Source organism: Paenibacillus dendritiformis, from assembly GCF_021654795.1.
In the GTDB taxonomy this organism is placed as follows: Bacteria; Bacillota; Bacilli; order Paenibacillales; family Paenibacillaceae; genus Paenibacillus_B.
Genome location: NZ_AP025344.1, coordinates 1031061 through 1056513 on the forward strand (window position 1 = coordinate 1031061; position 25453 = coordinate 1056513).

At 55.8% G+C, this 25453-nt stretch carries 14 protein-coding genes; 13 read left to right on the forward strand and 1 reads right to left on the reverse strand.

Annotated features, from left to right (window positions below):
- Positions 1-47 precede the first annotated feature (47 nt).
- The 8 genes from L6439_RS04485 to L6439_RS04520 all read left to right on the forward strand — a co-directional run bounded on the left by L6439_RS04485 (position 48) and on the right by L6439_RS04520 (position 13079).
- Positions 48-1910 (forward strand): MrcB family domain-containing protein, encoded by a 1863-nt coding sequence (locus L6439_RS04485; protein WP_213471074.1) that lies wholly within the window; start codon positions 48-50, stop codon positions 1908-1910.
- The gene (locus tag L6439_RS04490) at positions 1882-4311 is read left to right on the forward strand and encodes a restriction endonuclease-like protein (protein WP_213471075.1); all 2430 of its coding nucleotides are present in this window, start codon (positions 1882-1884) and stop codon (positions 4309-4311) included. Before L6439_RS04485 ends, L6439_RS04490 begins: the two co-directional genes overlap by 29 nt.
- Before the next feature lie 354 nt (positions 4312-4665).
- Complete coding sequence (locus L6439_RS04495) at positions 4666-6327, forward strand: extracellular solute-binding protein (RefSeq protein ID WP_213471076.1); 1662 nt, start codon at positions 4666-4668, stop codon at positions 6325-6327.
- Positions 6328-6451: 124 nt separating this feature from the next.
- Positions 6452-7357, forward strand: coding sequence for an ABC transporter permease (locus L6439_RS04500; RefSeq protein WP_172878957.1), 906 nt, complete (start codon positions 6452-6454; stop codon positions 7355-7357).
- A gap of 21 nt (positions 7358-7378) precedes the next feature.
- Positions 7379-8257, forward strand: coding sequence for a carbohydrate ABC transporter permease (locus L6439_RS04505; protein WP_168181055.1), 879 nt, complete (start codon positions 7379-7381; stop codon positions 8255-8257).
- A gap of 39 nt (positions 8258-8296) precedes the next feature.
- On the forward strand, positions 8297-10030 hold the full coding sequence (locus L6439_RS04510) for a sensor histidine kinase (RefSeq protein WP_213471077.1): 1734 nt from the start codon (positions 8297-8299) through the stop codon (positions 10028-10030).
- Positions 10031-10044: 14 nt separating this feature from the next.
- On the forward strand, positions 10045-11712 hold the full coding sequence (locus tag L6439_RS04515; protein ID WP_213471078.1) for a response regulator transcription factor: 1668 nt from the start codon (positions 10045-10047) through the stop codon (positions 11710-11712).
- 83 nt (positions 11713-11795) lie between these two features.
- Positions 11796-13079, forward strand: a complete 1284-nt coding sequence (locus tag L6439_RS04520; RefSeq protein ID WP_213471079.1) for a Gfo/Idh/MocA family protein — start codon at positions 11796-11798, stop codon at positions 13077-13079.
- A gap of 428 nt (positions 13080-13507) precedes the next feature.
- Here the strand turns inward: L6439_RS04520 and L6439_RS04525 are convergent, their stop codons facing one another.
- The gene (locus L6439_RS04525; protein WP_213471080.1) at positions 13508-14089 is read right to left on the reverse strand and encodes a hypothetical protein; all 582 of its coding nucleotides are present in this window, start codon (positions 14087-14089) and stop codon (positions 13508-13510) included.
- Positions 14090-14568: 479 nt separating this feature from the next.
- Here L6439_RS04525 and L6439_RS04530 point away from each other — a divergent pair, with 479 nt between their 5' ends.
- The 5 genes from L6439_RS04530 (at position 14569) to L6439_RS04550 (ending at position 25430) form a co-directional block, all read left to right on the forward strand.
- Positions 14569-21081 (forward strand): S8 family serine peptidase, encoded by a 6513-nt coding sequence (locus L6439_RS04530; RefSeq protein WP_213471081.1) that lies wholly within the window; start codon positions 14569-14571, stop codon positions 21079-21081.
- Positions 21082-21347: 266 nt separating this feature from the next.
- The gene (locus L6439_RS04535) at positions 21348-21611 is read left to right on the forward strand and encodes an acyl carrier protein (RefSeq protein WP_168181049.1); all 264 of its coding nucleotides are present in this window, start codon (positions 21348-21350) and stop codon (positions 21609-21611) included.
- Positions 21604-23040, forward strand: coding sequence for a peptide ligase PGM1-related protein (locus L6439_RS04540; protein WP_168181048.1), 1437 nt, complete (start codon positions 21604-21606; stop codon positions 23038-23040). Before L6439_RS04535 ends, L6439_RS04540 begins: the two co-directional genes overlap by 8 nt.
- Positions 23041-23154: 114 nt before the next feature.
- Complete coding sequence (locus L6439_RS04545) at positions 23155-24249, forward strand: hypothetical protein (protein ID WP_213471082.1); 1095 nt, start codon at positions 23155-23157, stop codon at positions 24247-24249.
- A complete protein-coding gene (locus L6439_RS04550) occupies positions 24246-25430 on the forward strand; it encodes a radical SAM protein (RefSeq protein WP_168181046.1) in 1185 nt (394 codons plus the stop codon). Before L6439_RS04545 ends, L6439_RS04550 begins: the two co-directional genes overlap by 4 nt.
- Positions 25431-25453 lie beyond the last annotated feature (23 nt).

The following is a 25453-nucleotide window of genomic DNA, read 5'->3' on the forward strand; positions in this document are numbered from 1 at the left end:
AAATTTATCGTAATATTCGTAAAAAATATTTCATTCGGGTGAACGCCATGACTTTACCAGTTGAATTAAAGGGTTTTGCTGCACGTGAATTGGAAGAATTTTATCAAGAACCTCACCATGGATGGTCCTTAAGGGAATCCCTTCAACACGTAATGATTAATTATCTACAGGCTAAGACAGAACAGTTCAAGGGGCACAAGCTAGGAGAGCTGGTGAGAAATTCGATCACGAATGGAATCAAAACATTCCCTTTCATCTCTGAACAGCTTAAAGTATATGGCTCTGTGGGGCAAGGGAACTGGGCAACCGTACCTTGGATTGCCATTATGGACAATCGAGTGACTACCTCTACTCAGCGTGGGGAGTATATTGTCTATCTCTTTTCAGAAGATATGAGCTCTGTGTACCTAACTTTCAACCAGGGCGTGACGGCGCCCAAAAATGAAAAAGGAAAATCAGAGGCTTATAAATATCTTCGTCATAAGGTTGAAAAATTACGTGAGTATTTGCCTTTAACCGGTATGAAGAAGGACGATCATATCCAACTGGCATCAGGCGGTCTTGGCTATGACTACCAAGTGTCCACTGTCGCGTACTACCGCTATGATCGAGATCAACTTCCTGACGACGAGCAACTCAAAGCCGACTTACAAAATGTTGTCGAGAACTACAGGCAATACGTGGAGGAGCAAATGAACCAAGAGCACTTAACTTACGAGGATGAAACAGAGGAAGAACAAGAACATACTGAAAAACCTCTAATCGTCGCTGATGAGCTACAACGTATTCAGGGGTATATTCGCCATAAAGGCTTCTCCTACCCTGAAAACCTTATCTCGAACTTCTACTTATCTTTGAAGACGAAACCGTTTGTTATTTTGGCAGGGGTGTCAGGTACAGGAAAAACGAAACTTGTAAAGCTGTTTGCAGAGGCGTTAGGCGCAACAGCATCCAATCAGCAGTTTACGCTTATTCCCGTACGGCCGGATTGGAACGATCCTTCTGATTTGATAGGCTATAAGGATTTGTCTGGATCGTTTCGTCCAGGACCACTTGCTTTAGCGCTGGAAGAAGCGCTGAAGCCTAATAATTGCCGCAAACCCTATTTTATTTGCTTGGATGAGATGAACTTGGCACGGGTAGAGCATTACTTTAGTGATGTACTTAGCGTGCTAGAGACGCAGGAATGGCAAGCCGATCGTATTGTAACAACGCGCCTTCTTCAGCCGGAGATGCTATTGCAGGAGGAAGATCGGGCTCGTTTCAGTACTTTACATATACCTGATAACGTCTATTTGGTTGGAACGGTGAACATGGATGAGACGACACATCCTTTTAGCAAAAAGGTTTTGGATCGGGCCAATACCATCGAGTTCAACTATATTGCTCTCGATCAATACCCTGACCTCGAGGAATCGGCTGAGTTACTTGTAGAGCATTCTGTATCCAATGTTTTTCTACGTAGCGAGTATTTGCAGTTAGTTGATGTCTATCATGAACATCGGGAGTCCGTTCAGTTGGTCACAGAAAAGTTGGTCCGAATCAACCAAATTCTCGAGCCCATTCATGCGCAAATCGGGTTCCGGATTCGGGATTCGGTATGCTTCTATATGATCTATAATAAGCAGTTCGGATTAATGAGCGAAGACGAGGCTTTTGACCATCAGTTGCTGCAAAAGATTCTTCCCCGAATTCAGGGTAGCAGCATGTCGATTAAGCGTGCACTGCTTTTGCTCATGAAGGAGGCATTAGGGACGGACTTCTCCATCGATGAACATATGGAGGATTCATCCCCATTGTACCTGCCACAAGATTGGGCCCAAGCACGTTATCCACGCAGTGCACGGAAGCTAGGCTTCATGTTAGGGAGGTTAGAAGAGGATGGCTTCACCTCATTCTGGCTCTCTTAAGGAAGTCGTGGAGCTCCTACGGATTGAAACGAACTTATTTACTTTATATATTCAAGGGAAACCATTTCATCCTACGGTAGAGACGCTCCAACTGCATCGTAATTCTCATCAAGAGTGGGTGGATACTTATGTTCACGTTACTGCTGCTTCACGTGTTCAAGTTGAAGGAGTTCATCTATATTCCCCCGTTGATGGAGAAATGCGAATCTGGCGAAAAGGTGATGTTTGGGTACCGCTCTTCTATGAGACACAAGCTTATGAGCTAGTTGTAGAAAAAAAGGCAGATCTACCGCTTACGTTCTATCACGAGCACCTTCAGCTTCGTGAGGCAGTCAGACCGCTAGGGAGCCGTATTTTGTCAGGTATTTTGCGGTTTACGAATGAAATCGGACTCACCGAGTTGGAACTTCAATTGTTTGGAGAAACGCTGCTGCGCATCCAGCTCGAGATTTTCCCATCCAAACTGAATTATAAATGTGATTATCTGCTTATTTTAAATGATGTGAATGCCCAAATTTCCAACCTAGCGTTTGATTTTTTGCGCAAAACCTTTCATTTCAGTGGTCTCAAGGAGACGAAGCATCAGAGCTTGACCGAGTTTTTCGTTATTCTTCAGCAGCTTTTTACGCAAATGCTGGAGGCAGTAGGGCGCATTCAGGCTGCCCCGCATACGAAGCTTCAGAGCGAGTACAGTAAAGTAGAGGCGGCTCGGATAAGAAAGGCAGACAAGGGGAATATGGCATATGTAGCGAAGCACCCTCACTTGCTACAACAAGCTGGTGTGAATGGAATTATCTCTATTCATGATAAACGTTATAACCCTTCGCACTTGCTAGAGCAAAGGCGGCGGGTATCGTTCGATACACCTGAGAACCGATTTGTCCGGTGGGTGTTCTTACGAATGGAGCAAAAGTTGAAACGGATTCGGGTAAGTCTGCTGAACATGCAACGAACTCGTGACGAGCATCTACTCCGTCGACTTGACCAGATGCACAATCAGATTCGACGAGTGATCCAGCAAGATTTTCTTCAAGTTGGGGAAATGAAGCAAATGTCGCTTTCCCTTGTGTTGCAAATGGCACCAGGATATCGCGAGGTGTACCGGTACTATCTCATGCTCATGAAAGGGTTGTCTATTCAGACGGACTTGTTCCGGTTGTCGGTGAAGGATTTAGCGCAACTGTACGAGTATTGGTGCTTCCTGAAAATACACCATTTATTAAGTGAAAAATACGAGCTTATCCAGCAGGATATTATTAAAGTAAATCGAGGCGGACTATTCGTGACGCTGGATCGGTCGCGAAAGGCGACGGTGAAATACTGTAATCCTCGGAACGGGGAAGAGTTTACTCTTTACTATAATGCCCTCCCTGCAGGAGAGGTTAGCAAAACGCTATCGCAGCGGCCGGACACGGTACTAACGTTGAAGAAAAATGAATCGGCCACGGAGTACAAATATATTTTTGATGCTAAGTATCGCCTGAATCCGGCCTATGAAGGTACGCCCTATTGGTCAAAATATAAGCAACCTGGGCCAGAGGAAGAAGACATCAATACGATGCATCGATATCGAGATGCAATTGTATACGAGGATCTTGCTAATCAGACATATGAGCGAAGTATGTTCGGGGCGTATGTATTATTCCCGTATGCAAACGAGGAGAAGTTCCAACATCATCGCTTCTATAAGAGCATTGAGTTGATTAACATCGGGGCATTGCCGTTTTTGCCAAATGCAACGAAGCTTGTTGAGAAATTTTTAGACGAGATAATTGAAGATAGCCCGGAAAAGGCCTATGAACGTTCCATACGGCCAAGAGGGACTGAGCAATACTATATAGAAAAGCTATCGGGCAAAAATGTGCTCGTCGGTGCCTTAGGCCGAACAGCCAAGCAGCAGCTAGAAGCATCATTAGCGAATCACCATTACCATGTTCCGCTGCAGCAGGTAACGGATCATCGTCAGCTTACCCAAATCGAGTATGTGGCGTTATATCAGTCCATGAAGCAATTTGGGGGTGAAGCGGGGATACGATATTACGGCCGTGTGCGCGAATGGAAGGTTCTACCCCGTCGTGAAATTACGTATATTCAATCCAGCCGTGGAGTGGCAGATGAACTCTATGTACTCTTTACCGTGGAGCAATGGGAAGAGCGGGAACAACCGATTGTCCCAGGGGGCCATTACGTGTATCACGCATTGTTTACGGCGAAGCCACTTTTTGACCGTGCTTGCGAAGTAGCGGAGCTTAGGTTAGAAAGTGAAGCGGACATACGGCTATGGCGGGAAGCGCGCCGTCAAGGCAAAGCGAAGGTTAAGTTGGATCAGGAGCCCGCAGATTTAGCAACAAAGGTAACGCAAGTCATTCAAGAGGATGATGTTAGAGAGGAATCGCGCTAGGTGCTCAGAGACAGCAGTTTTTCAGACCAGAAAAAACTGTATACTCAACACAATAGTCACGATACCTGCGATTAATCCCACGACTCCACGAAATTGAATTATGAGTAATTCGTTATCACTTGGTTCATCGAGGATGCCTGTGAAAGTGAACGTCTCGGGTTTTTTGATAGCAAGCAAGCCCAGTGCAATTAGCCTTCCCAACCGTGTTTTCCCCCGGGAACCACGGTTTTTTCGCGCTCCGCAACAGTTGTATACGGAAGTAAACACCGGTATATAGCCCTTGGCTGAAAGCGCTACCTATAATGGAGATAGAAAGAAGACATAATCATGCCATTCACAATGGGAGGGTCAGACGTGAAGAGAGTGCGGAAATTCGGATTGATTCTTACGCTCATCTTGAGTCTCGTGGTAACGGCCTGCAGCAGCCAGCCGGCGGAATCGCAGCAGCCGGCAGACAAGGCCGCGGATACGGCTGCAGGTTCGCCGGAAGAGACTGTCTTGGAAATATCGACGGTTCGTGCGCAAGATCCGTATTTGAAGTTTGACGAAGGGGAAAATTTCGACAAGAACGCCGTGTACGATGCGTATGAAAAAGACGTTGGCGTCCGCATAAAGAACCAGTGGGTTGTCGATGGTGTCGTGAACGGCCCTCAATTCCAGGAGAAGCTGAAGATGGCGATTGCCACCAATGATATTCCTGATTTTTTCCCGGCTACTCCGGCACAGGTGCAGCAGTTGATCGAGGCGGATATGATTATGGACCTGACCGAGGTCTACGACCAGTATGCGACGGACGAGACGAAGGAGTTCATGCTGAAGGACGGCGGCCTGCAGATGAAGTCGGGCACGTTCGACGGCAAGCTGATGGCCATCCCGCAGACGGGCAACCCGTTCGCGCCGCAGCTCTTGTGGGTGCGTTCCGATTGGCTGAAGAAGCTGAACCTGCCGGAGCCGAAGACGATGCAGGATCTGATGACGATTATGGAAGCCTTCGCGACGAAGGATCCGGGCGGCACGGGGAAATCCTACGGCCTGGCGCTGAACAAGAAGTTCGATGAAGGCGCGCTCGGGCTGGTCGGCTTCCTGAATGGATATCATGCTTATTTCAATCAATGGATTGAAGACGGCCAAGGCGGCTTGGTGAACAGTGACATTCAGCCGGAGATGAAGGAAGCGCTGCGCGCGCTTCAGGAGATGTTCAAGAAAGGCTTGATCGACCCGGAATTCGCAGTGAAGGATATGCAGAAAGCGTCCGAACTGATTTTCAGCGACAAAATTGGCTTGCTGTACGGCGCGGAGTGGACGCCGGCCCATCTGGCCCAGGCTGCCGTGAAGGACGGCAAGGTGGTGCAGGAATGGAGCGTATACCGTCTGCCTTCCATTGACGGCACGGAAGCGTCCACGCAGATCGAACTGGGAACGGAGAGCTATTATGTCGTGTCCAAGAATGCCAAGCATCCGGAAGCGCTGATCAAGCTGCTGAACCAATGGATCGTGGTTGACAATCATCCGACGCCGGAGCAAAAGGTGTATGAATACGGCAAGGATCTGAAGGAAAAAGGCAATAACTACTGGCTCCTCAACCCGGTCATGGCATTCAACCTGACGAGCGATAACGGGGAAGTGCTGCCGAAGGCGATTGAGACGAAGGATGAGACTCTGCCGAAGACGAAGGACCAAAAAACGCGCTTCGAACGGGCGATGAAATACGTGAATGGCGAAGATATCAGCATGTGGTGGGAATACCTTATCTCCGGACCGAACGGAGCGGTATCGAATATCCCTTACTTGAAGGAGCACAATCTGTTCCATCAGAACAAGTTCTGGGGCGCGCCGACACCGACGATGGTGGAGAAGCGGGAGATTTTGAACCGCAAACGCGATGAAATCTTCATGAAAATCATTATGAACCAAGTCTCCATCGATGAATTCGACAAGTTTGTCGCTGACTGGAAGAAGCTGGGCGGGGACGATATTACGAAGGAAGTCAACGAATGGTATGCCAAAAATAAGTAATCGGTTGTGATGGCAGCCGTGAAGCAAGATTTTTCATGAGTATGGCCTAGTTAACGTGGTGTGCGGGGAATCGGAATGCTTCGGTTCCCCCCTTTTTCTAATTACTCCAAGCAGGTGATGCATAATGAATCAATGGTCTCGTATGTGGAAGCGAGAATGGCCGCTGCATATCATGCTCATTCCCGGGCTCATCTTCGTCATCCTATTCAGCTACATTCCGATGGCCGGCATATTGATGGCATTTCAAAAGTATATCCCGACCAAGGGGCTGTTCGGTTCTCCGTTCGTCGGGTGGAAGAACTTCCAGTTCCTCCTCGATTATCCGGACATCGGCCGCATCGTCTTCAACACCTTGTATATTGCAACGATGAAAATTATCGCGGGTCTGATCGTCCCGATTACGATCGCCATCTTGCTGAATGAGCTGCGCAAGGAATGGGTCAAGCGGGCATTCCAGACCATGGTCTATCTTCCCCACTTCTTATCGTGGGTGCTCCTGAGCGGCATTGTCATCGACGTCCTGTCTCCATCTACAGGCATATTGAATCAATTGCTGGGGCTGTTCGGCGTGAAGCCGATATTTTTCCTCGGAGACAATAGCTGGTTCCCATATGTCATGGTCATCACGGATGTGTGGAAGGAGTTCGGCTTCGGCACGATCATCTATCTGGCCGCGCTCACCAACATTAATCCGGCGCTGTATGAAGCCGCGGAGATTGACGGCGCGGGCCGCTGGAAGCAGACCTTGTATGTCACCTTGCCGGGGATGATGCCGATTATCGTGCTGATGCTGACGCTCAATATCGGCAACGTGCTCAATGCGGGCTTCGATCAGATCTTCAACTTATACAGTCCGCAGGTCTATGAGAGCGGGGATATCATCGATACCTTTGTCTATCGGATGGGGATCGAGCAGGCGCAGTACGGATTCGCCACGGCGGTTGGATTGCTGAAATCGGTCGTCTCGTTCATTTTGATTTCCGTATCCTATGTCCTGGCCTACCGCTTCGCCAATTATCGCATTTTCTAGCAAAGGAGAACGGTCATACTTATGAAAAAGTCATTCGGCAGACGACTGTTTCTGGGCTGCAATTTCGTTTTTCTGGCGGTACTGTCGCTTCTATGTCTTATGCCCATCATTCATATTCTCGCGATTTCATTCAGCTCGGGCAATGCGGCCTCCGCAGGCAAAGTCCTGCTCTGGCCGGTAGAGTTCACGCCAGCGGCGTATCAGAACGTCTTCGGCAAGCCGGAATATTTGCGCGCCTTCTGGATTACGATTCAGCGCGTCGTGTTGGGCACCTCGCTCAGCATGTTTTTGACGATTTTAACGGCCTATCCGTTATCGAAGGAAACAAGTCAATTCCGGATGCGTACCCTTTATGTATGGGTCTTCGTCTTTACGATTCTGTTCAACGGCGGCTTGATACCGTGGTATATGACCGTCAAAGCGGTCGGGCTCATCGATACGATCTGGGCCTTGGTGCTGCCGGGCGCGATTCAAGTGTTCAACATCATTTTGCTGCTTAATTTCTACCGCAATCTGCCGAAGGAATTGGAGGAATCGTCGAAGATTGACGGGGCGGGCCATTTTACGACCTTGTGGAAAATTTATGCGCCGCTCTCGCTGCCGGCGCTCGCCACGACGGGCCTGTTCACCATCGTCTGGCATTGGAACAGCTGGTTCGACGGGATGATCCTGATGAACCATCCGGATAAATATCCGCTGCAGACCTTTTTGCAGTCGATCATTATCAAGATGGACCTTCGCTTCCTGAAGTCCCAGGACATCGAGCTGATGCAGAAGCTGTCCGACCGGACGAGCAAAGCCGCGCAGATCTTTGTCGCCGCTTTTCCTATCCTGGCGATCTATCCGTTCTTGCAGCGGTTCTTCATTAAAGGAATTGTCATGGGGAGTGTCAAAGAATAATAGTTCGACCCGAACAACTCACGTCTGGGGGAACGCCTGATGAATCTATTATTCCGATTGAAAGACTCCTCGATTTTTATGAAAATGATGGGCGTGTTCCTGATCGTGCTGCTCCCCCTTATGATGATCACATGGTTCATCAATGAGCGGGGAGCAGACAGCATTCAGACCGAAATCTCGCATTCCACCTTGAACACGACCAGCTTCTATCTCGATTCGCTGGATAAGGAGGTTCAGCGCATCGTGCAGTATTTGCCGAACTATGTGATGGACAATGATCTGATGGAGCTGGCGGCGCTCGGCGCCGATCTGACATATTATGAGCGCGCGCACAGCATCACGCTCATTCAGAAGCGGCTCGACCTGATGAAGAACTCGAGCCCGTTCATCCGCGAAGCGAAGGCCTATGTGCCCAAGCTCGGGCGCACCCTGCTCAGCGTGCAGTACGAGACGGGGATGAGCCAGGAGGAATATGCCGCGATGCAGCATAGCGGGCCGTTCTACGACGATCCGTTCATCTACTGGAACGACCGCTTGTTCCTGACGATGCAGTATCCGACCAATACGTTCAAGGATCCGCTCTATGTCGTTGGCGTAGAACTGTCTACGCGCAAGATCAAGGAAGCATTGGAACAAATTACCCGTTCATTGGGCGGCGAGAGCATGCTGATGAATATGGAGCGGGGCTGGGTGATTCGGAGCAATGACCAGTCTCCGCTTCAGGAGCTGGAACTTACGAATTTCGTGCGCGACAAGCAGCTGGCGGGGATAAAGCAAGGCTATGAGATGGTCGAGTTCGGAAGCGAACGCTATCTTACCGTATTCAAGTACTCGGACGTATGGAAATCCTATTCCGTCACCTGCATCCCGGAATCCGCCGTCTTGGGTCCGATTCAGACGTATAAGCGGTGGTTTTTGTGGGCGTGCGGTCTTGCGGTTGTCGTGGGGACGTTTTTTTCGTATTCGCTGATGAAGCTGATGTACCGCCCGTTGATGAGATTGATTCATGGCTTCAAGCGGGTGCAGAAGCTGGAGCTGGTGCCGGTTCCGATAGAACGCAGACGCGACGAGTTCGGTTATCTGTACCAGGCCTTCAACGATACCGTTCATTCGCTGAAGACGCTGATCGAGCAAAATTATGAACAGCAAATACGCAGCCAGCGATCCGAGCTGAAGCGGCTGCAATCGCAGATTAATCCGCATTTTCTGTACAACTGCTTCTTCGTGCTGTGCCGGCTCATCAAGTCCGAGCATAAGGAGAAGGCATACCAATTCTGTCTCTACATCGGCGAGTATTTTCAATTTATTACCCGGGACGATGAGGATGTTATTCCGCTGGAGATGGAAGTAAAGCATTCGCGCACGTACGTGGAGATGCAGACGATCTGTTACGGCGATCGGATCCGGGTCCGCTTCGATGTCGAGACGCCGCCGCTGCGGGTTCCCCGGCTGGTGCTGCAGCCGATTATCGAGAATGCCTATAAGCATGGCATCGGCGGCATGGTGGAACCGGGCGAGCTGTGGGTGTATAGCGAGGTGCGGGCTGACGGAATGACCATCGGCGTGGAAGACAACAGCAACAATCTGGATGATGACAGGCTGGAGCAATTGCGCGCCCGGTTAGCGCATTCGGCTGACCGTATGGAGGAGACGACGGGGCTTATCAATGTGCATCGGCGGATACAGCTTCACTATGGTGCGGAATACGGGCTGGAAGTGTCGCGCTCTGCGCTTGGCGGGCTCAAAGTACTTATACATCTTGGCGTAGAATAAAGGAGGAATCGGCTATGCGTCGACTGCTCATCGTAGACGATCTGCCCATCATTGTTGACGGGCTACTGGAATTGTTCCAGACCACGAAGCATCCGGAGCTGGAAGTGATGAAAGCGTATTCAGGAGAAGAGGCGCTCCAGCTCATGCGCAGCCACCGGGTGGACATCGTCATCTCCGACATCAAAATGCCGGGACTGGAAGGCATCGAGCTGCTGCAGATCATTCAGACGGATTGGCCGTCCTGCAAAGTCATTTTTCTTACGGGTTACAATGATTTCCATTATATCCGGAGCGCCATGGCGTATGGCGGCTTCGACTATATATTGAAGGTCGAGAGCGACGACAAAATCATCAGCTCGGTCGAGCGCGCGATGGCGAAGCTGGACGAAGAAGGGGATCAGCTCCGGATGCTGGAGCGGGCCAATGAACGGGCGCGCCAGGCGATGCCGCTGCTGCAGAAGGAGTATATATGGGAGCTGCTGCAGGGCAAGCAGGAGGCAGCGGCCGAGCGGGCGCTCCACCTGCGGGAGCTGGGCATTCCGCTGCAGGCGGAACGGCCGATCCTGCTGCTGCTGGGCCGGGTGGACACGTGGAAGGAATCGTTCACGCCGCTGGACAAGGCGCTGCTGCTGTACGCCGTGCAGAACATTGCCGAAGAGTACGCGGCGCCGCAGATGCAATGCTACTCCTGCGTCTGTGATAATTCCCGCATCGTGTGGCTGCTGCAGCCCCGGGAGACAGGTCCCTCCGAGGCTGCGGCGTGGCAGAAGGGGTATTCGCATATCAGCGCTATGCTGGAGAACATTCAGCAGACATGCCAGCGCTTGCTGCGCGTCTCGGTCTCCTTCGCCCTGAGCAGCGAGCCGACGAATTGGCCCATGATCTCGGAACGCTTCCATATGCTGAAATATTGCTTCGTCTACGGGCTTGGCCTGTCTCCCGCCGTGATTGTGACGGACTCGGATCTGCTCAAGCTGCAGGAAGGCGAGGATGCGGCGAACGATTACTGCCACCATACCCGGCTGCAGCTGCTCCTGCAATGTCTGGAGAGCAACCACCGGGAAGAGTTCAATAATCTGTATCTTCACCTGACTGCCATCTGGACGGATGACTCGCATGCCTACGGGCGCAAAATGGAGCTGTATCATTCCCTCGCCTCCATTTTCCTGTCGTGCATGGATCAGAACGAGCCGTTCCGCCAGGAGGTGCACGCGAAGCTGGACGCGACGCTGCTGTACCAGAAGGATGAAGCGGTCTCGTGGCCGGATGTGAAGCAGTATTTCTGGAATCTGGCCGACTGCTTCTTCGCGCGCCAGGCAGCCCAAGGAGGGCAGGTGCCGGCCGATCTGGTCAAGAAGGTGCACCGCTTTATCGAGGAGCATCTGTCTCGTGATATTTCGCTTATCGCCATTGCGGATCATGTCGGGCTCAATCCGTCTTACTTCTCGCGCCTGTATAAGCAGCTGACGGGTATCGGCCTGTCCGACTACATCAATGAGTACCGGAATTTGAAGGCGAAGGAATGGCTGCTGAACAGCCCGATGAAGGTCAATGAGATTGCGGCGGCGCTGGGCTACAATTCAGCGCTGGCGTTTATCCGCTTTTTCAAGAAGCAGAATCAGGCGACCCCGCAGGAATATCGGCTCCAGCGGCAGGCCAGGGAGGTCAAGAAGAGTATATGAATGTATCGAAAAGTCTCTTTCGGCTCCTCGTCCGGTGACGTACGATCAGGGCACAGCAATCACCATGACGAGGAGGAACCCTTGTGAAGACAGTAACTGCCGTATTGCTTGGAGCCGGAAGCAGAGGACGGTATATTTACGGTCCCTATGCGGAGAAGCATCCGGATGAATTGAAAATCGTGGCGGTCGCGGAGCCGAATGAGGAGCGGCGGCAGCGCATCGCGGAGATTCATGGCATCGCGCCGGAATATGTATATCGTTCGTGGGAGCAGGCCTTCGAGAAGGGCCGCATCGCGGATGTCATGATTATTAGCACGCTGGATCGGCTGCACTATGTGCCGGCGATGAAGGCGCTTGAATTGGGCTACCATATCCTGCTGGAGAAGCCGATGTCGCCCGTGGCCGAAGAGTGCATCCGCATCGAGCAGGCCGCCCTCGCTCACCGCCGGGTGCTGACGGTCAGCCATGTGCTGCGGTACTCGCCGTTCTGGTCCGGCATCAAGCGCTGCATCGACGCGGGAGAAGTCGGCACGATCGCGGCGATCCAGCATTCGGAATATGTCGGCTACCGCCATATGACGCACAGCTACGTGCGGGGCAACTGGCGGAACTCGGACGAATCGAGTCCGATGGTTCTCGCCAAATCATGCCATGATCTCGACATTATCTCCTGGCTGATGGATGAGCCTTGCGTCAGCGTCAGCTCTTACGGATCCTTGATGCATTTCCGGGAGGAGCATGCGCCGGCAGGCTCCACCGCCCGCTGCACGGACGGCTGCCAGGTGGAGCGAAGCTGCCCCTTCTCGGCGCTCAAGCTGTACAACCAGCCGCCGGAGCACCCGTGGGCGCGCTACATTACGCATGATCTGTCGCCGGAAGGCATCATGACCGCCTTGAAGGAAGGCCCGTTCGGGCGCTGCGTCTACCGCTGCGACAACAATGTGGTCGACCACCAGATCGTCAACATGGAATTCGCGAACGGAGCCAATGCCAATTTCACGCTGTCGGCCTTCGCGGAGCAAGAGGTTCGGAGCGTGCGCATCATGGGAACGAAGGGCGAGATTATCGGCAATATGGAGGATGGAACGTATACGCTGAAGCGCTTTGCCACCGGCGAGCGGGTAGAGTTCCACTGCGGCGTCTCCGGCGACGGCCATGGCGGCGGGGACGAGCGGATGGTCGCCGATTTCCTCCATCTGGTGCGCGAGCATCAGGAGGAAGCGTCGCCGTCGGCTTTGACCTCGGCGACAGCCTCCTTGCAGAGCCACTTAATCGCCTTTGCCGCGGAGGAATCCCGTCTCCAGCGAGGCATGCCGGTCAAGCTCGCGGATATGATCGGCCGGGTCCCGGTGGAAGCCCGCGTGTAGCGATATGATGGGCTTCTGCCCAAGAGCGGCTTCTATGATGAATACTAGGCAGAGAGACAGAAAGCCGGGGTCGGAAGCCCCGGCTTCTGATATGTTTAAGTTGCTTCAGGATGTCTGCTGCTCCCTTAGCAGTTAAATCCTGCGTAAATGCAGCAATTTGCGCTATTTTATCTATGATTTGATAGTTTTCCTGCGAAAGTACATCATTTTTACTGATTTCTGCTTTCGAACTACTGTATAAGCTGGAAATGGTGCAGTTTTGCAGGAATTGCTGCAGCGGAGTAAACGTCATAGAGGAAAACTGCATTTTTACAGTTTCTCCGGCAAGTTGAGCTGTAAGAAGCGGGGGAAGGGCAGGGCTGTCTCGTTCGGACCCAAAATATAGGACAGCCCCAGCTTCCAGGGAAGGTACGTATGAACTCCGCGTTCTATTTTGTCTCCGCTTGCAGCGTTCGCACAAACAAGAAGACATTCCGGCCCGTCTCATCGTCCAGCATGAACGGATTCTTTTTCAACAGAGCTTGAAGCTCGGACAAGACCGAATCAGCTGGCGTTGCAGGTTGAACCGTCTGCTGAGGAGAGAAAGCCGCTGCCGTTTTTGCCGCTGTTATCCCCTCTTTTTCCTCCTTCAGATACGTACTGATCCAGTGCTTGTTGTCCGGGATGCGATGGACGAACTTCAGCATGATGCCGAACCAGTCGCCACCGTTCATCATAGCTTCATTCATCTGCTGGTGCCCTTCCGGATCAAATCGCTTCATCAAATCGCCAATGTTGACATAATCATCGGGCGCTCCCGCCGGCTTGGAGGGCATAGATACCTGCGCCGCCGGGTGATGCACAATCGCATCCTCCGCCAGCTTCCGTCCGGCCGGACTGATCTCAACCGTGTCATAATTCGCCCCAACAGGCTTGCCCGCTTCGAGTTGCATGGCGCGTCCGGTTTCTCCCTCACGACTGCTCATGTTGTACAGGTTCGGGGGAAGCAGCGACCCATTGTTGATTTTCATCGCTTAGTCTGTCTCCTTCTCCATAAAAATGAAGTACGGCGGGTGTTCTTCCAAGCTGCTAGATTCAGGATGTTATTTACTATATCGGCCAATCATTGAAAATGTTTGATAGAAAGGCCGGGAACTAACAGCGCCGCCTGCTTCGCAGGGTCGGAGGAACAAGGGAGCAAGGGCCAAAATCAACGGAGGGAGCGGCTGATTTTGCGTGAAGACAAGTCAGAATTTTAGGACATATTTCGATACGGGGACATGCCGAATGCAGTCCCTTGCCTTGCAGATTGGTGACGATCGAAGCGCTCTTTTGACGATTGGGCTCGGAAATACTTTCTTCCAAAATAGAAAGAATTCAAAAATGAGAGTATGATCCATAAATGGTTTATAAAAATTCATTTACAAAATATTTCAATTTGTGTACAATTCTATCAACTTCTTGGGCTTGTTCATCAAGGTAATAGAATCGGGACAAGGAGGAATGGAATGTGAAAGGCAAAGCTTGGCTGCGGCGATGGCTGATTTTCGTCATCGCGCTCATTATGGGCATGACTTCCGTACCGGGAGTGTATGCGCACGCGGGAGAACAGACCGATAACTCGGTCCAGATGGCGGAATCCAACAGGATTCGTCTGCCGCCCGCCGTTGTAGATGGCGAAGTCTATGACGAGTTCGGGCAGGAAGGGACAGGGACTTATATTGTGAAGCTGCGGGAGCAGAGCGACGTGGAGGCCGCCGCGAAGCTGGCCAAGTCTTATTCCGCCTTGAGCGGGGAGACATCCGCGAAGCGCAAGCTGACCGTGCGAAGCTTTGTCTTGAACGACTTGAAGGAGACGGCCGATCGGACTCAGGCCGGGATCAGCGAGGAACTGGAAGCGGGCCTCCAGAATGGCTCGGTGCAGGATTACCGCTCCTTCTATATCGTTAACGCTATCGCGGTCACCAGCACGCGGGAGGTGATGGAGCGGCTGGCAGCCCATCCCGCGGTAGAGCGCATCACCCCGAACCGCAAATACATGCTGGAGGTGCTCGACAAGGGGCAAGCCGTACCGGACACCGGGCCGTCCAAGGCGGATGGAGCGGGGGAACCGGCTCAGGACTGGACGGGAGGAGCCGATGCAGCAGTCGAGCTGCCTTGGAATTTGCGCAACTTGAATGTGGGTCAAGCGTGGGACAAAGGCTTTGACGGCATGGGCGTCGTCGTCGCCAACATGGATTCGGGCGTCGATCTGGATCATCCGGCGCTGAAGCGGAAATGGAGAGGCTATAATGCTCAAGGGCAGGTCGATCGGCCAGAGTTAAGCTGGTATGACGCCACGCCGGAAAAGAAGAAGCTGCCTTTTGACGGCAACGCCCACGGAACGCATGTGATGGGCACGATGGTCGGATCGGAGCCTGATGGCACCAACCCGATCGGGGTCGCGCCGCAGGCGAAATGGATCGCGGCGCGCATCTTCAACTCGGCTGGGGAGGCGACGGACGCAGGCATTTTGGCGGCAGGCGAATGGATATTGGCGCCGACCGACGACTCGGGCCGCGCCTATCCCGAGCTGGCTCCGGATATTGTCAACAATTCCTGGGGAAACGTGCAGGCCGGGAAGAACGAGTTTTTTCAGGATATCGTCCGGTCATGGCGCTCTGCCGGCATCGTGCCTGTATTTGCGGCGGGCAATACGAGACCTCCTTATAATTACGGCGGGCCGGGGTCTATCACCCCGCCGGGGAACTATCCGGAATCGTTCGCGGTTGGAGCGGTCAACAGCAGCAATCGGCTGGCTGACTTCTCGCTCCAAGGCCCGTCTCCTTACGGGCAGATGAAGCCGGAAGTGTCGGCGCCTGGCGTTAGCATCCGTTCCTCCGTCCCGGGCGGCTCTTACGCTCTCATGAACGGGACATCGATGGCCGCTCCGCATGTGGCCGGAGTAGCCGCGCTGCTGCTGCAGGCCAACCATTCACTGACGGTGGATGAAGTCGAGAAGATTTTGAAGGACACGGCCATCGCGTTGACGGACAATACGTTCCCGCAGAGTCCGAACAATGGCTATGGATCGGGCATCGTGAATGCCTTGAATGCCGTCTCCACCCAGCAAGCGGGTCTGGGCGAACTTGAAGGCGCGGTAACGGTGGATGGAGAGGATGACGAAGAACCAGTCATCGAGCATCAGCCCCTGACGCTCGTGTTCAACGCGCTGGATCAGGAAATATCGGCCCGAATTATGGATGACATCAGCGTCACCCGGGCGGAACTGGAAGTGAAGAAGAAGGGGGAACAGGCTGGAACTGCAATATCTATGGTTCGGATGTCGGGGGATTACCGGGATGGAATCTATGAGGGCATTATCCCGTCATCGATGCTGGACACCGCTGGAATCGAATACCGGATTCGGGCAGTGGATTTCGGAGGCAACGAGAAGGTATCCGCCTGGTGGCCCGTGGAAGTCTCGGAGGGAGTCAAGCTCGGATATGCGCAGGACTTCGAGACGGACATCGAGGGCTACGGCTTCGGCGGGGAACCGGGCATCTGGGAATGGGGCGTCCCGACGAGCGGGCCGGGCAAGGCGGGCTCGGGAAGCAAAGTGATGGCGACCCGGCTTGACGGCAATTACCCCACCGGGGCGGAAGAGGCCTACTTCGTCATGCCGCTTATCGATCTGCGGGACAGCGAGCATACGATACTGAGCTTCAAGCATTGGCACAAGCTCGGAAGCTGGTACTCGATTCTGCTGGACAAGGCAGAGGTTTTTATCGGACGGGAGTCGAAGCAATTCGAATTCGAGCTCGCGAAGCAATTTGACGGGAAAAGCGGCGATTGGAAAACGGACTACATCGATTTGTCTCCGTACAAAGGAGATCGGATTTTCGTTCTTTTTAATCTCCGGGGAGCCTACGGAAGCGATGAAGGTTGGTATGTCGACGATATCGAGCTTATCGGACCGACTAACCTCCAGCCTGACGCTCCCAAGGTGAAGGCGCGGAGTAACGCCCCGGGCAAGGTTATCCTCGAATGGGAGCAGGAGCCGCAAGGCGATGTGAAGGAGTACGTCATCTACCGTTCGCCGGAGCCAGGCGGATCGTACGCGGAGATTGGCGTGAGCACCGGACGCAACTTCGCCGACCACCCCTTGCCGCAGCAGGGAACATACTTTTATATCGCCAAGGCGAGGACATACAGCCATGTGCTTAGCGAAGCTTCGAACGAGGTGAGCTGGACATTTACCGGAGGGGAGCTTATTTACGGCGAAGATTTCGAAGGCGGGGACAGGGGTTGGACGCGTGAAGGCGAGCCGAACGAGTGGGAGCATGGGGTTCCCGACCCGAAGTATGGACCGCCGCAGGCCGTCTCCGGCAAGAACGTCATCGGCACGAACTTCGCTGGATATGTCTCGAAAAATACGAATCAAAGCATCATTTCCCCGGAAATTGATTTGACGGGAGCAAAGCATGCGTCGCTCTACTTTCAGCAGTGGTATGATCTGGAGGACGGAGATAAGGGCTATGTCGAGATTAGCGAGGATGGGGGCGCTGCGTGGCAAAGTCTGGCGGCCTATCCGAAGCCAACCTATAATACGAACCATCCCAAAAGGTTTTGGTATATGGATGAGATCGACATCGGCAAATACGCCGGCAAGAAGGTGCACATCCGCTTCCGGCTGAAGACCGGAGGAGCCTCTCTGGCGAACGGGTGGTATTTGGATGATATTCAGGTGCGGGATACGCTGCCAGTCAAGACTTTCATTCCAGCCGGGACCGAGGCCAAGCCTGCCGAAGAAGCGGGGACAGGAGCAGCGGGCAAGGAAGAACAAGCGACTTCGAGGGAAGCGGCGGCGAAGAAAGCGCCAACAGCCCCGAGCTTGTCAGCGTGGAGAAGCATGAAGCAGGAGACCGCCTCCCTTCAGACGGCAGACGGGAAGGGAAAACGCTCTTCCGGCCTTCCTGCCGCGGCGACGGTTACGATCGTCGAGACGGACCGTTCGACGAAGACCGATTCCGGGACGGGCCGCTATCGGCTGACGCACCCGCCGGGGACGTATACGATGCGGGTGGAAGCGTATGGCTATCACACGGCCGAACAGACGGTGACGATACATGATCGGGAGCGGACCGAGGCGAATATTCATTTGCAGCCGCTCTCAAGCTCCACGATCAGCGGCGTTATTACCGATAAGGCGACGGGAGAGCCGATTGCCGGGGCGGCGGTACGGGTAAGGGAAGATGCGCATGTGCCAACCGCCGTTGCGGATGAACAGGGGAACTACACGCTGGAGGTCTACGCTGGAGATTACACGCTGCTCGTCTCTGCGCGCGGGTATTGGCCATATGAGCAGCAGATCCGTGCGGAAGGGGCGGTGACGAACCCGATTGCGCTGAAATCTTTCCGCGGGACAGAGGACGAGTTGGCTTACGATCGGGGGGAGGGGGATAATGCGGTAGCTTTTTATAGTTCAGGCAATGGCTATGCGGTGCGCATGACAAGCGACGGCCCGGCCCAGGTGACCGGGGCGCGCATGTTCTTCTGGGCTGATGGATGGCCGGTTCCGGGCGGAACGGCCTTCCGGTATGCGCTGTATGACGCATCGGGACCCGACGGGCAGCCGGGCGGGCTGCTCTCCGGTCCGCACGCGGGAACGGCCAGCCTTGACGGGGAATGGACCGAGCTTTCTTTTTCGAATGGTCCGTTCGTTGACGGGGATTTCTATGTCGCCTATATCCAGGACGGCGCTTATCCTGACGTGCCGGGGCTAGCCGTCGATGAAGAGGGCGTCAATCACGGCCGATCCTGGAGGCTGGAGGACGGAACCTGGACACGGGCGGCAGCCTCGCAAGGGAACTATATGATCCGCGCGCGCATCACGCACCCTGATCCCGCCCAACCGGTGGCGAAGATTACGGTGGAGCCGCGTGATATCCGCTTGTACGAAGGACAACAGCTTCAATTGCATGTCAAGGCGGAGGATGAGGACGGGAACGAGCGCGATGTCACTGCATTGTCCGCCTACGCGGCAGACGGTGAACAAGTCATTGAAGTGAATGCGGAAGGCTTGATCACGGCGCGGTCGGCAGGCGAAGCGACGGTGAAGGCAACGTATGAGGGGCTGGAAGATACCGTTCGGGTCACCGTGTCCCCGGCTCCGGACATCCCGGAGGGCGAGATTCGCTCAATTGCCGTCCACCCGCCGGAATTGGCACTGAAGGAAGGGGAAGCTTCGCAATTGACCGTCACGGCCGCAGTCTATTCCGAGGGCAAGGAATTGACGGTCCCGCTGGTGAAGGGCCTGGTGTTCCGTTCGCAGGATGCCGGCATTGCCGCGGTCGATGAGGCGGGACGGGTTACCGGCTTGCAGGCAGGCGAGACGAAGGTGACCGTAAGCTATGGCGAACTGGAGGCTGTCGTGCCGGTCACGGTCAGGAAATCCGATGTGCCTCCGACAGAGGAAGTGCGCTCGATCCATGTCCAACCTGAGGAGCTCGCATTGAAGGCGGGGGAATCGGCTCAGTTGACCGTCACGGCGGCCGTCTATGCCGCAGGCGAAGTGAAGCGCGTCCCGATTACGGAAGGATTGTCCTTCACATCCTCCAACCCTCAAGTCGCCCGGGCGGAAGCGGGCGGCCGCATTGCCGCCCTGAGAGAAGGGGAGGCCCGCATCCATATTGTCTATGGAGCGCTGAAGACAGAAGCGCTCGTGAAGGTGAAGGGGGCGGACATGGCGACGCCGCCAGCAACCCGCCCGGATCCGCCATCATCTGCTTCGGGGTCGGGATCCTCTTCAAACTCAAGCTCAAGCCCGGCTTCGCGAACCGGGACCCTGATTCGGGCGGATGGCCGCTTGATAGGGACGCTGTACGTGACCGATGGCCAGGGCGGCAAGCAGGCGCGCGTGCGGATTGCTTCCGATTGGCTGGAGAAAGAGCTGGACACAGGGGAAGCCGGCGCTCCGGTTGCGCTGGATCTGTCCTCATTGTCATGGAAGGAGTATACGGAGACGGTCGTGGAGGTAGTCAACTCCTCGGCCGAAAGGCTGGCCAAGTCCGGGAAGGTGTTGCTTCTGAAGGGACTTCGCTTCGCATTGACCGTGCCGGCAGAAGCGATCCCGGATTTCATTGACCGGGATGGACTGAAGCTGACGCTCTCCGTCCAGGCAAGCTCCAGCTTGGGCGGCGCCCGCCAGGCTCTGGTCTCGGGCGATACCGCCGCGCTCGTGTCGGACATCATTGGCATGAAGACCCCGGTGCGGACACAGCAGGCACAGGAGCAAAAACCGGCAGCCGGGAAGCAACAGGGAGCGGGGGGACAGGCGGGCGAACCGGGCATCGGCTCGAAGAGCGAGGCTTGGAACGTGCCCCTGCTGTTGGAATTGGAACTGGACAAACAATTGGTCCGGCATCCGCAAGCGGCCGGCATTTATGGACGACATGGAGCGGAATCGTGGGGTTACGCCGGGCTGCCGAAGCGCATAGCCAATGAGCCGGGCAAAAAAGGCGCGCATGTCCTGACTGTGCCGGTGCGGCAGCCGGGCGAATATGCGGGATTGGAATACGCAAAGACATTTGCAGATATCGCGCAGCATTGGGGCCGGGCCAAGATTGAAGCGCTGGCTTCCCATCATGTCGTGTCAGGCCGGAATGATACCCGGTTCGCGCCGAACGATCCGGTGACGCAGGCCGAATTCATGACCTTGCTGGACCGTATCACGGGCAAGGAACCTGATTGGAAGCGGCGGTCCGGCGAGCCGGGCGCCCATGAGGCGCTGCGGCGCGAGGAGATGATTGTTCTGCTCGTGGCGGCGCTCCATCCGGAGCTGCCGCAACCTCCGGCCGGGGAAATGGACGAGACGGCGCTGGAGCAGGTGTCGCCGGAAGCGCGCGCGGCCGTAGCGTATGCCTACCAGACCGGATGGGTCAAAGGCATGGGCGCAGGCGGGTTCGCAGGGGACGCCCTGACGACCCGGGCGCAGGTGGCGGTCCTCCTGTACCGCGTATTGGAGCAAATGGGACATATGTAGACTGAGATGACAGAGCCGTCCTGCAAGGGAGCAGCAGCCTTGCGGGACGGTTTTTTTGCGATGACTGCGAAGGCAGGGGATAGCAGCGACAAGAAAAATACGGGAAACCGCTATGTGCGAGTCTAGGGGGGGGGCAGCGTGCAGAGCCATGAAAAAAGATGAAAGTGAAAGCGATATCATTTAAATCGAGTGAAATATTCCTTGTTATGGCTTCATATGTTGGTTAAGGATGTTCGATCCGACTTACAGAGAACAGGAGTGGTGGTATGCACGCAATCGACACATTGGCTCGCCTGGTCAGCGAGGTGAAGGAGGAGCCGGCCTGGGAGCTGCGGCTGACGCCGGAGACGAATCTGATTGACGATGTCGGGCTCGATTCGCTTCAGCTCATTCATTTCATGCTGAAGGTGGAGGAGCAGTTGAAGGTGCGGATCGATTTCGAACGGTTCGAGTATGAGCATTTGCAGAGCGTGCGGGCGTTCCTGGGCTTCCTCGGGAAGTTGGATGCCGGGGCGGAGCGGCATGCGTAGTCCGGCGCCGGAGGCCGTGCGGCCGCTGCTGAAGCCGGTCTATGACGGGCCTCGGATCGTGCTCGGAACATTCGATGCCGAAGCGTATTGGCGTCCCGATCATCTGGCGAAGCTGCCTGCGGTTCGAGCGTCTCGGGGGCGAGCGGTCGCCGGATGTATGGACGAGCTGCTGTTCCCGCTCTGCGGCGATGACGGCGTGCTGATCACACGGCAGCCCATGAACAGGGCGCATGGGGCTTATTTGCGGGAGATTGGCTTCCGCTTCCGGACGGCGGCGGCAGGCGGGAGCGGGGCTGCCGGATCACGGGAAGACGATATCTTCCAATCCATCGCAAGCCAGCCGGATCAGGAGCAGTGGCTCCGCTGCCTGCAGGAGTTGCCCTGGGCTGTCTATGCGGCCATCCCGTCCGCCGCGGCGTTGGCCCGGCGTTATGGCGCCGCGGATCGGGTTCCCGCCGCAGACATCGCGGCCCGGGTCAATTCCAAGGCGTATTCGCACCGGCTGGCGGTCCGCTTGGGCTGGAATCCGCCGGGGCATCTCGCGGAGGATGCCGACGAGGCGATGCGCATCGGGACGAAGCTGCTGCGGCAGGCCGGGAAGCTCGTGCTGAAGGATCCCTACGGCGTCTCGGGCAGCGGCAATCTTGCGGTCGATTCCGCGCCGCTGCTGGAACGGCTGATCGGCTATATCCGGGATCAGCAGCGGGCGGGCAAGCGGGTGCAGCTTTTGCTGGAGCCGTGGCTGGAGAAAGAGATTGATTTCTCCTGCCATCTCCAGATTGCGGCGGACGGGGACGTCTCGCTGCTTGGCGTTCAGCAGATGGTGAACCGCGGGCATAATTACGGCGGTTCTCATGCTGCCGGGCCCGAACTGGCCGATCGGCTGAACGCTTCCGGGTACTTCGCGGCGATGGAACAATTGGCGGGATGCCTGTATGAGGAGGGCTACTTCGGCCCGGTATGCGTCGATTCGATGCTTCTTGCCGATGGCCGCGTCCATCCCGTCGTCGAGATCAATGCGCGGCATTCGATGGGGCTGTTGAATTACAGCCTCGGCACGCATTGGGAGCGATGCGGACACAGAAGCTTCCTGTCCTGCCTTCAGCTTGGGCTTCCGGACGCGTGGAAGGTCTCGGCCGGGACGGGCGGAGACATGAAGCAGTCCGAACGGGAGGACCGCGCTTGGTGCGATCAGACGGAGCGGTTCGCCGAACTGCTGGCCCGGCTTGATCGGAGCGGGCTGCTGTTCACGCCGGAACGGCGGGAAGGCGTTGTTCCCCTGTCGGCCAATACGCTGTTCGCGCCGGATGGCGGACGGTCGTCCGGACGGTGGTATGTCTCGCTGGCCGCCGGCAGCCGGGAGGCGAGCGAGCGGATCGGCCGGCGGCTCCGCGAGGCGTTGGCGGCGTACGGCTTCCGCATCTATTGAGAACGGACGAATGAAAATGGATGAATGAGAATGGACGGATAATCAGAACGGTCGAAGTTGAATGAACCGTCTTGGCGCGGCTCATCTATGAATGGAAAAAAGAAGGTGTCATCGATGCAATCCGCTTCACCTGTTACCATCCTGACCTCGGGCAATTCGCTTGGCGCGTACGTGCCTGGCATCTGCCTGCTGGAGCGGCTGCGGAAGCGCGGCGTTCCGGCGGAATTCGAGGTGTTGGAACGCTTGTTCCCGGAAGAGACGCGGCAGCAGCTTGTCCGGGCGAAGCAGGCGTTCCATGCCAGCTTCGCCACGGCCTTGATGGGCACGCGCTTGGTTCGCGGCATTGGCCCGTCACTCGCGGACGGCGCGGTGGATGCCCTGCTTGATCGCTGGCAAGCCGAAGAACGCCGCACCTTCCTGTCCGTGACGGGCTTCTGGGCTCCTATTCTGGAGCAATACGAACGGCGCGTCCACCCCGAGACGATCCGGGCCGAATTTCTCCGGCTCGATGCGATCGATACGCCCTCCTACCGCGTCTATCGCGAGACCTATCCCCGCTTCCGCCACCACTGGCTGTTCCGGCTGGAGGGAGAGCAGCCGCTGCTGCATTACCGGCTCGCGATGTCCGATGAGCCGATCCTGCCCTATGCCGAGCGGGACGAGCGGATTGTGGTCCATGGCGGGGGATGGGGCATCGGCACCTACCGCGGCGTGGCCCCCGCGCTCCAGGAGCGGTACGCGCTTGATCTCGTCGCCTACGATCAAGACGAGACGGGGGCGGCGCGGCCTGGCGATCGCGTCTATCTCACCGACCCGGCATGGCACCCGTGGTCGGAGGACCCGGCGGGGCCCGAGCAGCCGCCTTATCCGCCGATGGCGGAATGGAAGGCGGGGGAAGCGCCGATCTATAAGCGGGGCCAGGACGGACCGCGATTATACGGCGCTATCCGCCGCAGCCTGGCCATCGTGAGCAAGCCCGGCGGCGGCACGCTCGTCGATTCGCTGTCCGCAGCGGCGCCGCTCGTCTATCTGGAGCCGTTCGGCGATCATGAGCGGGCCAATGCGCTGCTGTGGGAACGGCTCGGCTTCGGCATCGCCTACGACCGATGGGCGGCGTCCGGCTTCGCGCGCAGCGCGCTGGAGACGCTTCATCATAATCTGCTTCGACATGCGCTTTCACTATCCGATTACGGAGGGATGTATCCATGACACAACCGAAGACAAGCGCTACCCTGACCCCGGCGGAATTCCGCTCCATGAAGCAGACGCTTCACAACCGGAGCGCGGCCAGCCGCGGCCGGAAGCTTGACCGCTCCTTCGCCTTCGATCTGCCGCGCGATATCGGGATCAAGCTGAATAACGGCTGCAATCTGCGCTGCAAGCATTGCTTCGAATGGAATCCCGACGGATATCATCATGAGTTCGAGCGCCAGGAGGCCCGGCGGGAGATCGATTTTGCCTTGATCAAGCGCATCTTCGAGGAGACGCGGCCTTACCGTTCCCGCATGTACTTATGGGGGGGCGAGCCCTTGATGTATTCCAAGTTCGACGAGCTGTGCGAACTGCTGGCCTCCGATCCGCGCATCTCGACCATCTGCACGAACGCGGTGCTCGTCGAGCCCAAGCTGGAGTCGCTGTTGAAGCTTCCGGAAGGGGTGACGCTTCTCGCCAGCCTGGAAGGCTTCGAGGCGGAGAACGATGCGATACGCGGACGCGGCATCTTCCGCAAGGTGATGTCCGCCATCGAGCTGCTGCTGGAGCGGAAGCGGGCAGGCGAATTCCGCGGGGATGTGTCGGTCAGCCTGACCATCAACGACGCCATGGTCACCCGGCTGTACGAGTTTATGGAATTTTTCGAGGAGGCCGGCGTCAATTCCGTCTACTTCGTCTTCCCTTGGTATATTCCGGAGGAAGTCGCGGAGCGGATGGACACCTACTTCGCGGAGCATTTCGGCTGGCTTGAGGCGGCCCGGCAGGACGCGGAGTCCGGCAAAAAGAGCTGGCACTCCTTTACCTACCATCTGTCCCCGGACAACATCGAGCCGCTGATCGCGGAGATGGAGAAGCTGCGTTCGCGAGTATGGAGGAACCGCATCCGCTTCCAGCCCGCGCTGGAGCCGGACGAGGTGCGCAGCTTCGTGCTGGGCACGGACCGGCCGGGCATGGGCCGGTCCGAGTGCCTGGCCTTGGCGACCCGCATGGATGTGCTGCCGAACGGGAAGGTGAATCCATGCAAGTTTTTCCCGGAATTCACGATCGCCGATCTTCGGGACGGCAGCCTGAAGGACGTCTTTCATGGCGACGGGTACCAGAAGCACCGCGAGGCGCTTGCTTGCGGCTTGACGCCGGTCTGCTCGAAATGCGTGCTGCTGTACAACAACGGCGCCTAATCTCCGGCCGCGGGCCGGGCACG

What these genes read in the sequence shown, in the direction of transcription:
- L6439_RS04485 (WP_213471074.1), top strand. Translation starts at nt 48, where the DNA reads ATGACTTTACCAGTTGAATTAAAGGGTTTTGCTGCACGTGAATTGGAA.
- L6439_RS04490 (WP_213471075.1), top strand. Translation starts at nt 1,882, where the DNA reads ATGGCTTCACCTCATTCTGGCTCTCTTAAGGAAGTCGTGGAGCTCCTA.
- L6439_RS04500 (WP_172878957.1), top strand. Translation starts at nt 6,452, where the DNA reads ATGAATCAATGGTCTCGTATGTGGAAGCGAGAATGGCCGCTGCATATC.
- L6439_RS04505 (WP_168181055.1), top strand. Translation starts at nt 7,379, where the DNA reads ATGAAAAAGTCATTCGGCAGACGACTGTTTCTGGGCTGCAATTTCGTT.
- L6439_RS04510 (WP_213471077.1), top strand. Translation starts at nt 8,297, where the DNA reads ATGAATCTATTATTCCGATTGAAAGACTCCTCGATTTTTATGAAAATG.
- L6439_RS04515 (WP_213471078.1), top strand. Translation starts at nt 10,045, where the DNA reads ATGCGTCGACTGCTCATCGTAGACGATCTGCCCATCATTGTTGACGGG.
- L6439_RS04525 (WP_213471080.1), bottom strand. Translation starts at nt 14,089, where the DNA reads ATGAAAATCAACAATGGGTCGCTGCTTCCCCCGAACCTGTACAACATG.
- L6439_RS04535 (WP_168181049.1), top strand. Translation starts at nt 21,348, where the DNA reads ATGCACGCAATCGACACATTGGCTCGCCTGGTCAGCGAGGTGAAGGAG.
- L6439_RS04540 (WP_168181048.1), top strand. Translation starts at nt 21,604, where the DNA reads ATGCGTAGTCCGGCGCCGGAGGCCGTGCGGCCGCTGCTGAAGCCGGTC.
- L6439_RS04545 (WP_213471082.1), top strand. Translation starts at nt 23,155, where the DNA reads ATGCAATCCGCTTCACCTGTTACCATCCTGACCTCGGGCAATTCGCTT.
- L6439_RS04550 (WP_168181046.1), top strand. Translation starts at nt 24,246, where the DNA reads ATGACACAACCGAAGACAAGCGCTACCCTGACCCCGGCGGAATTCCGC.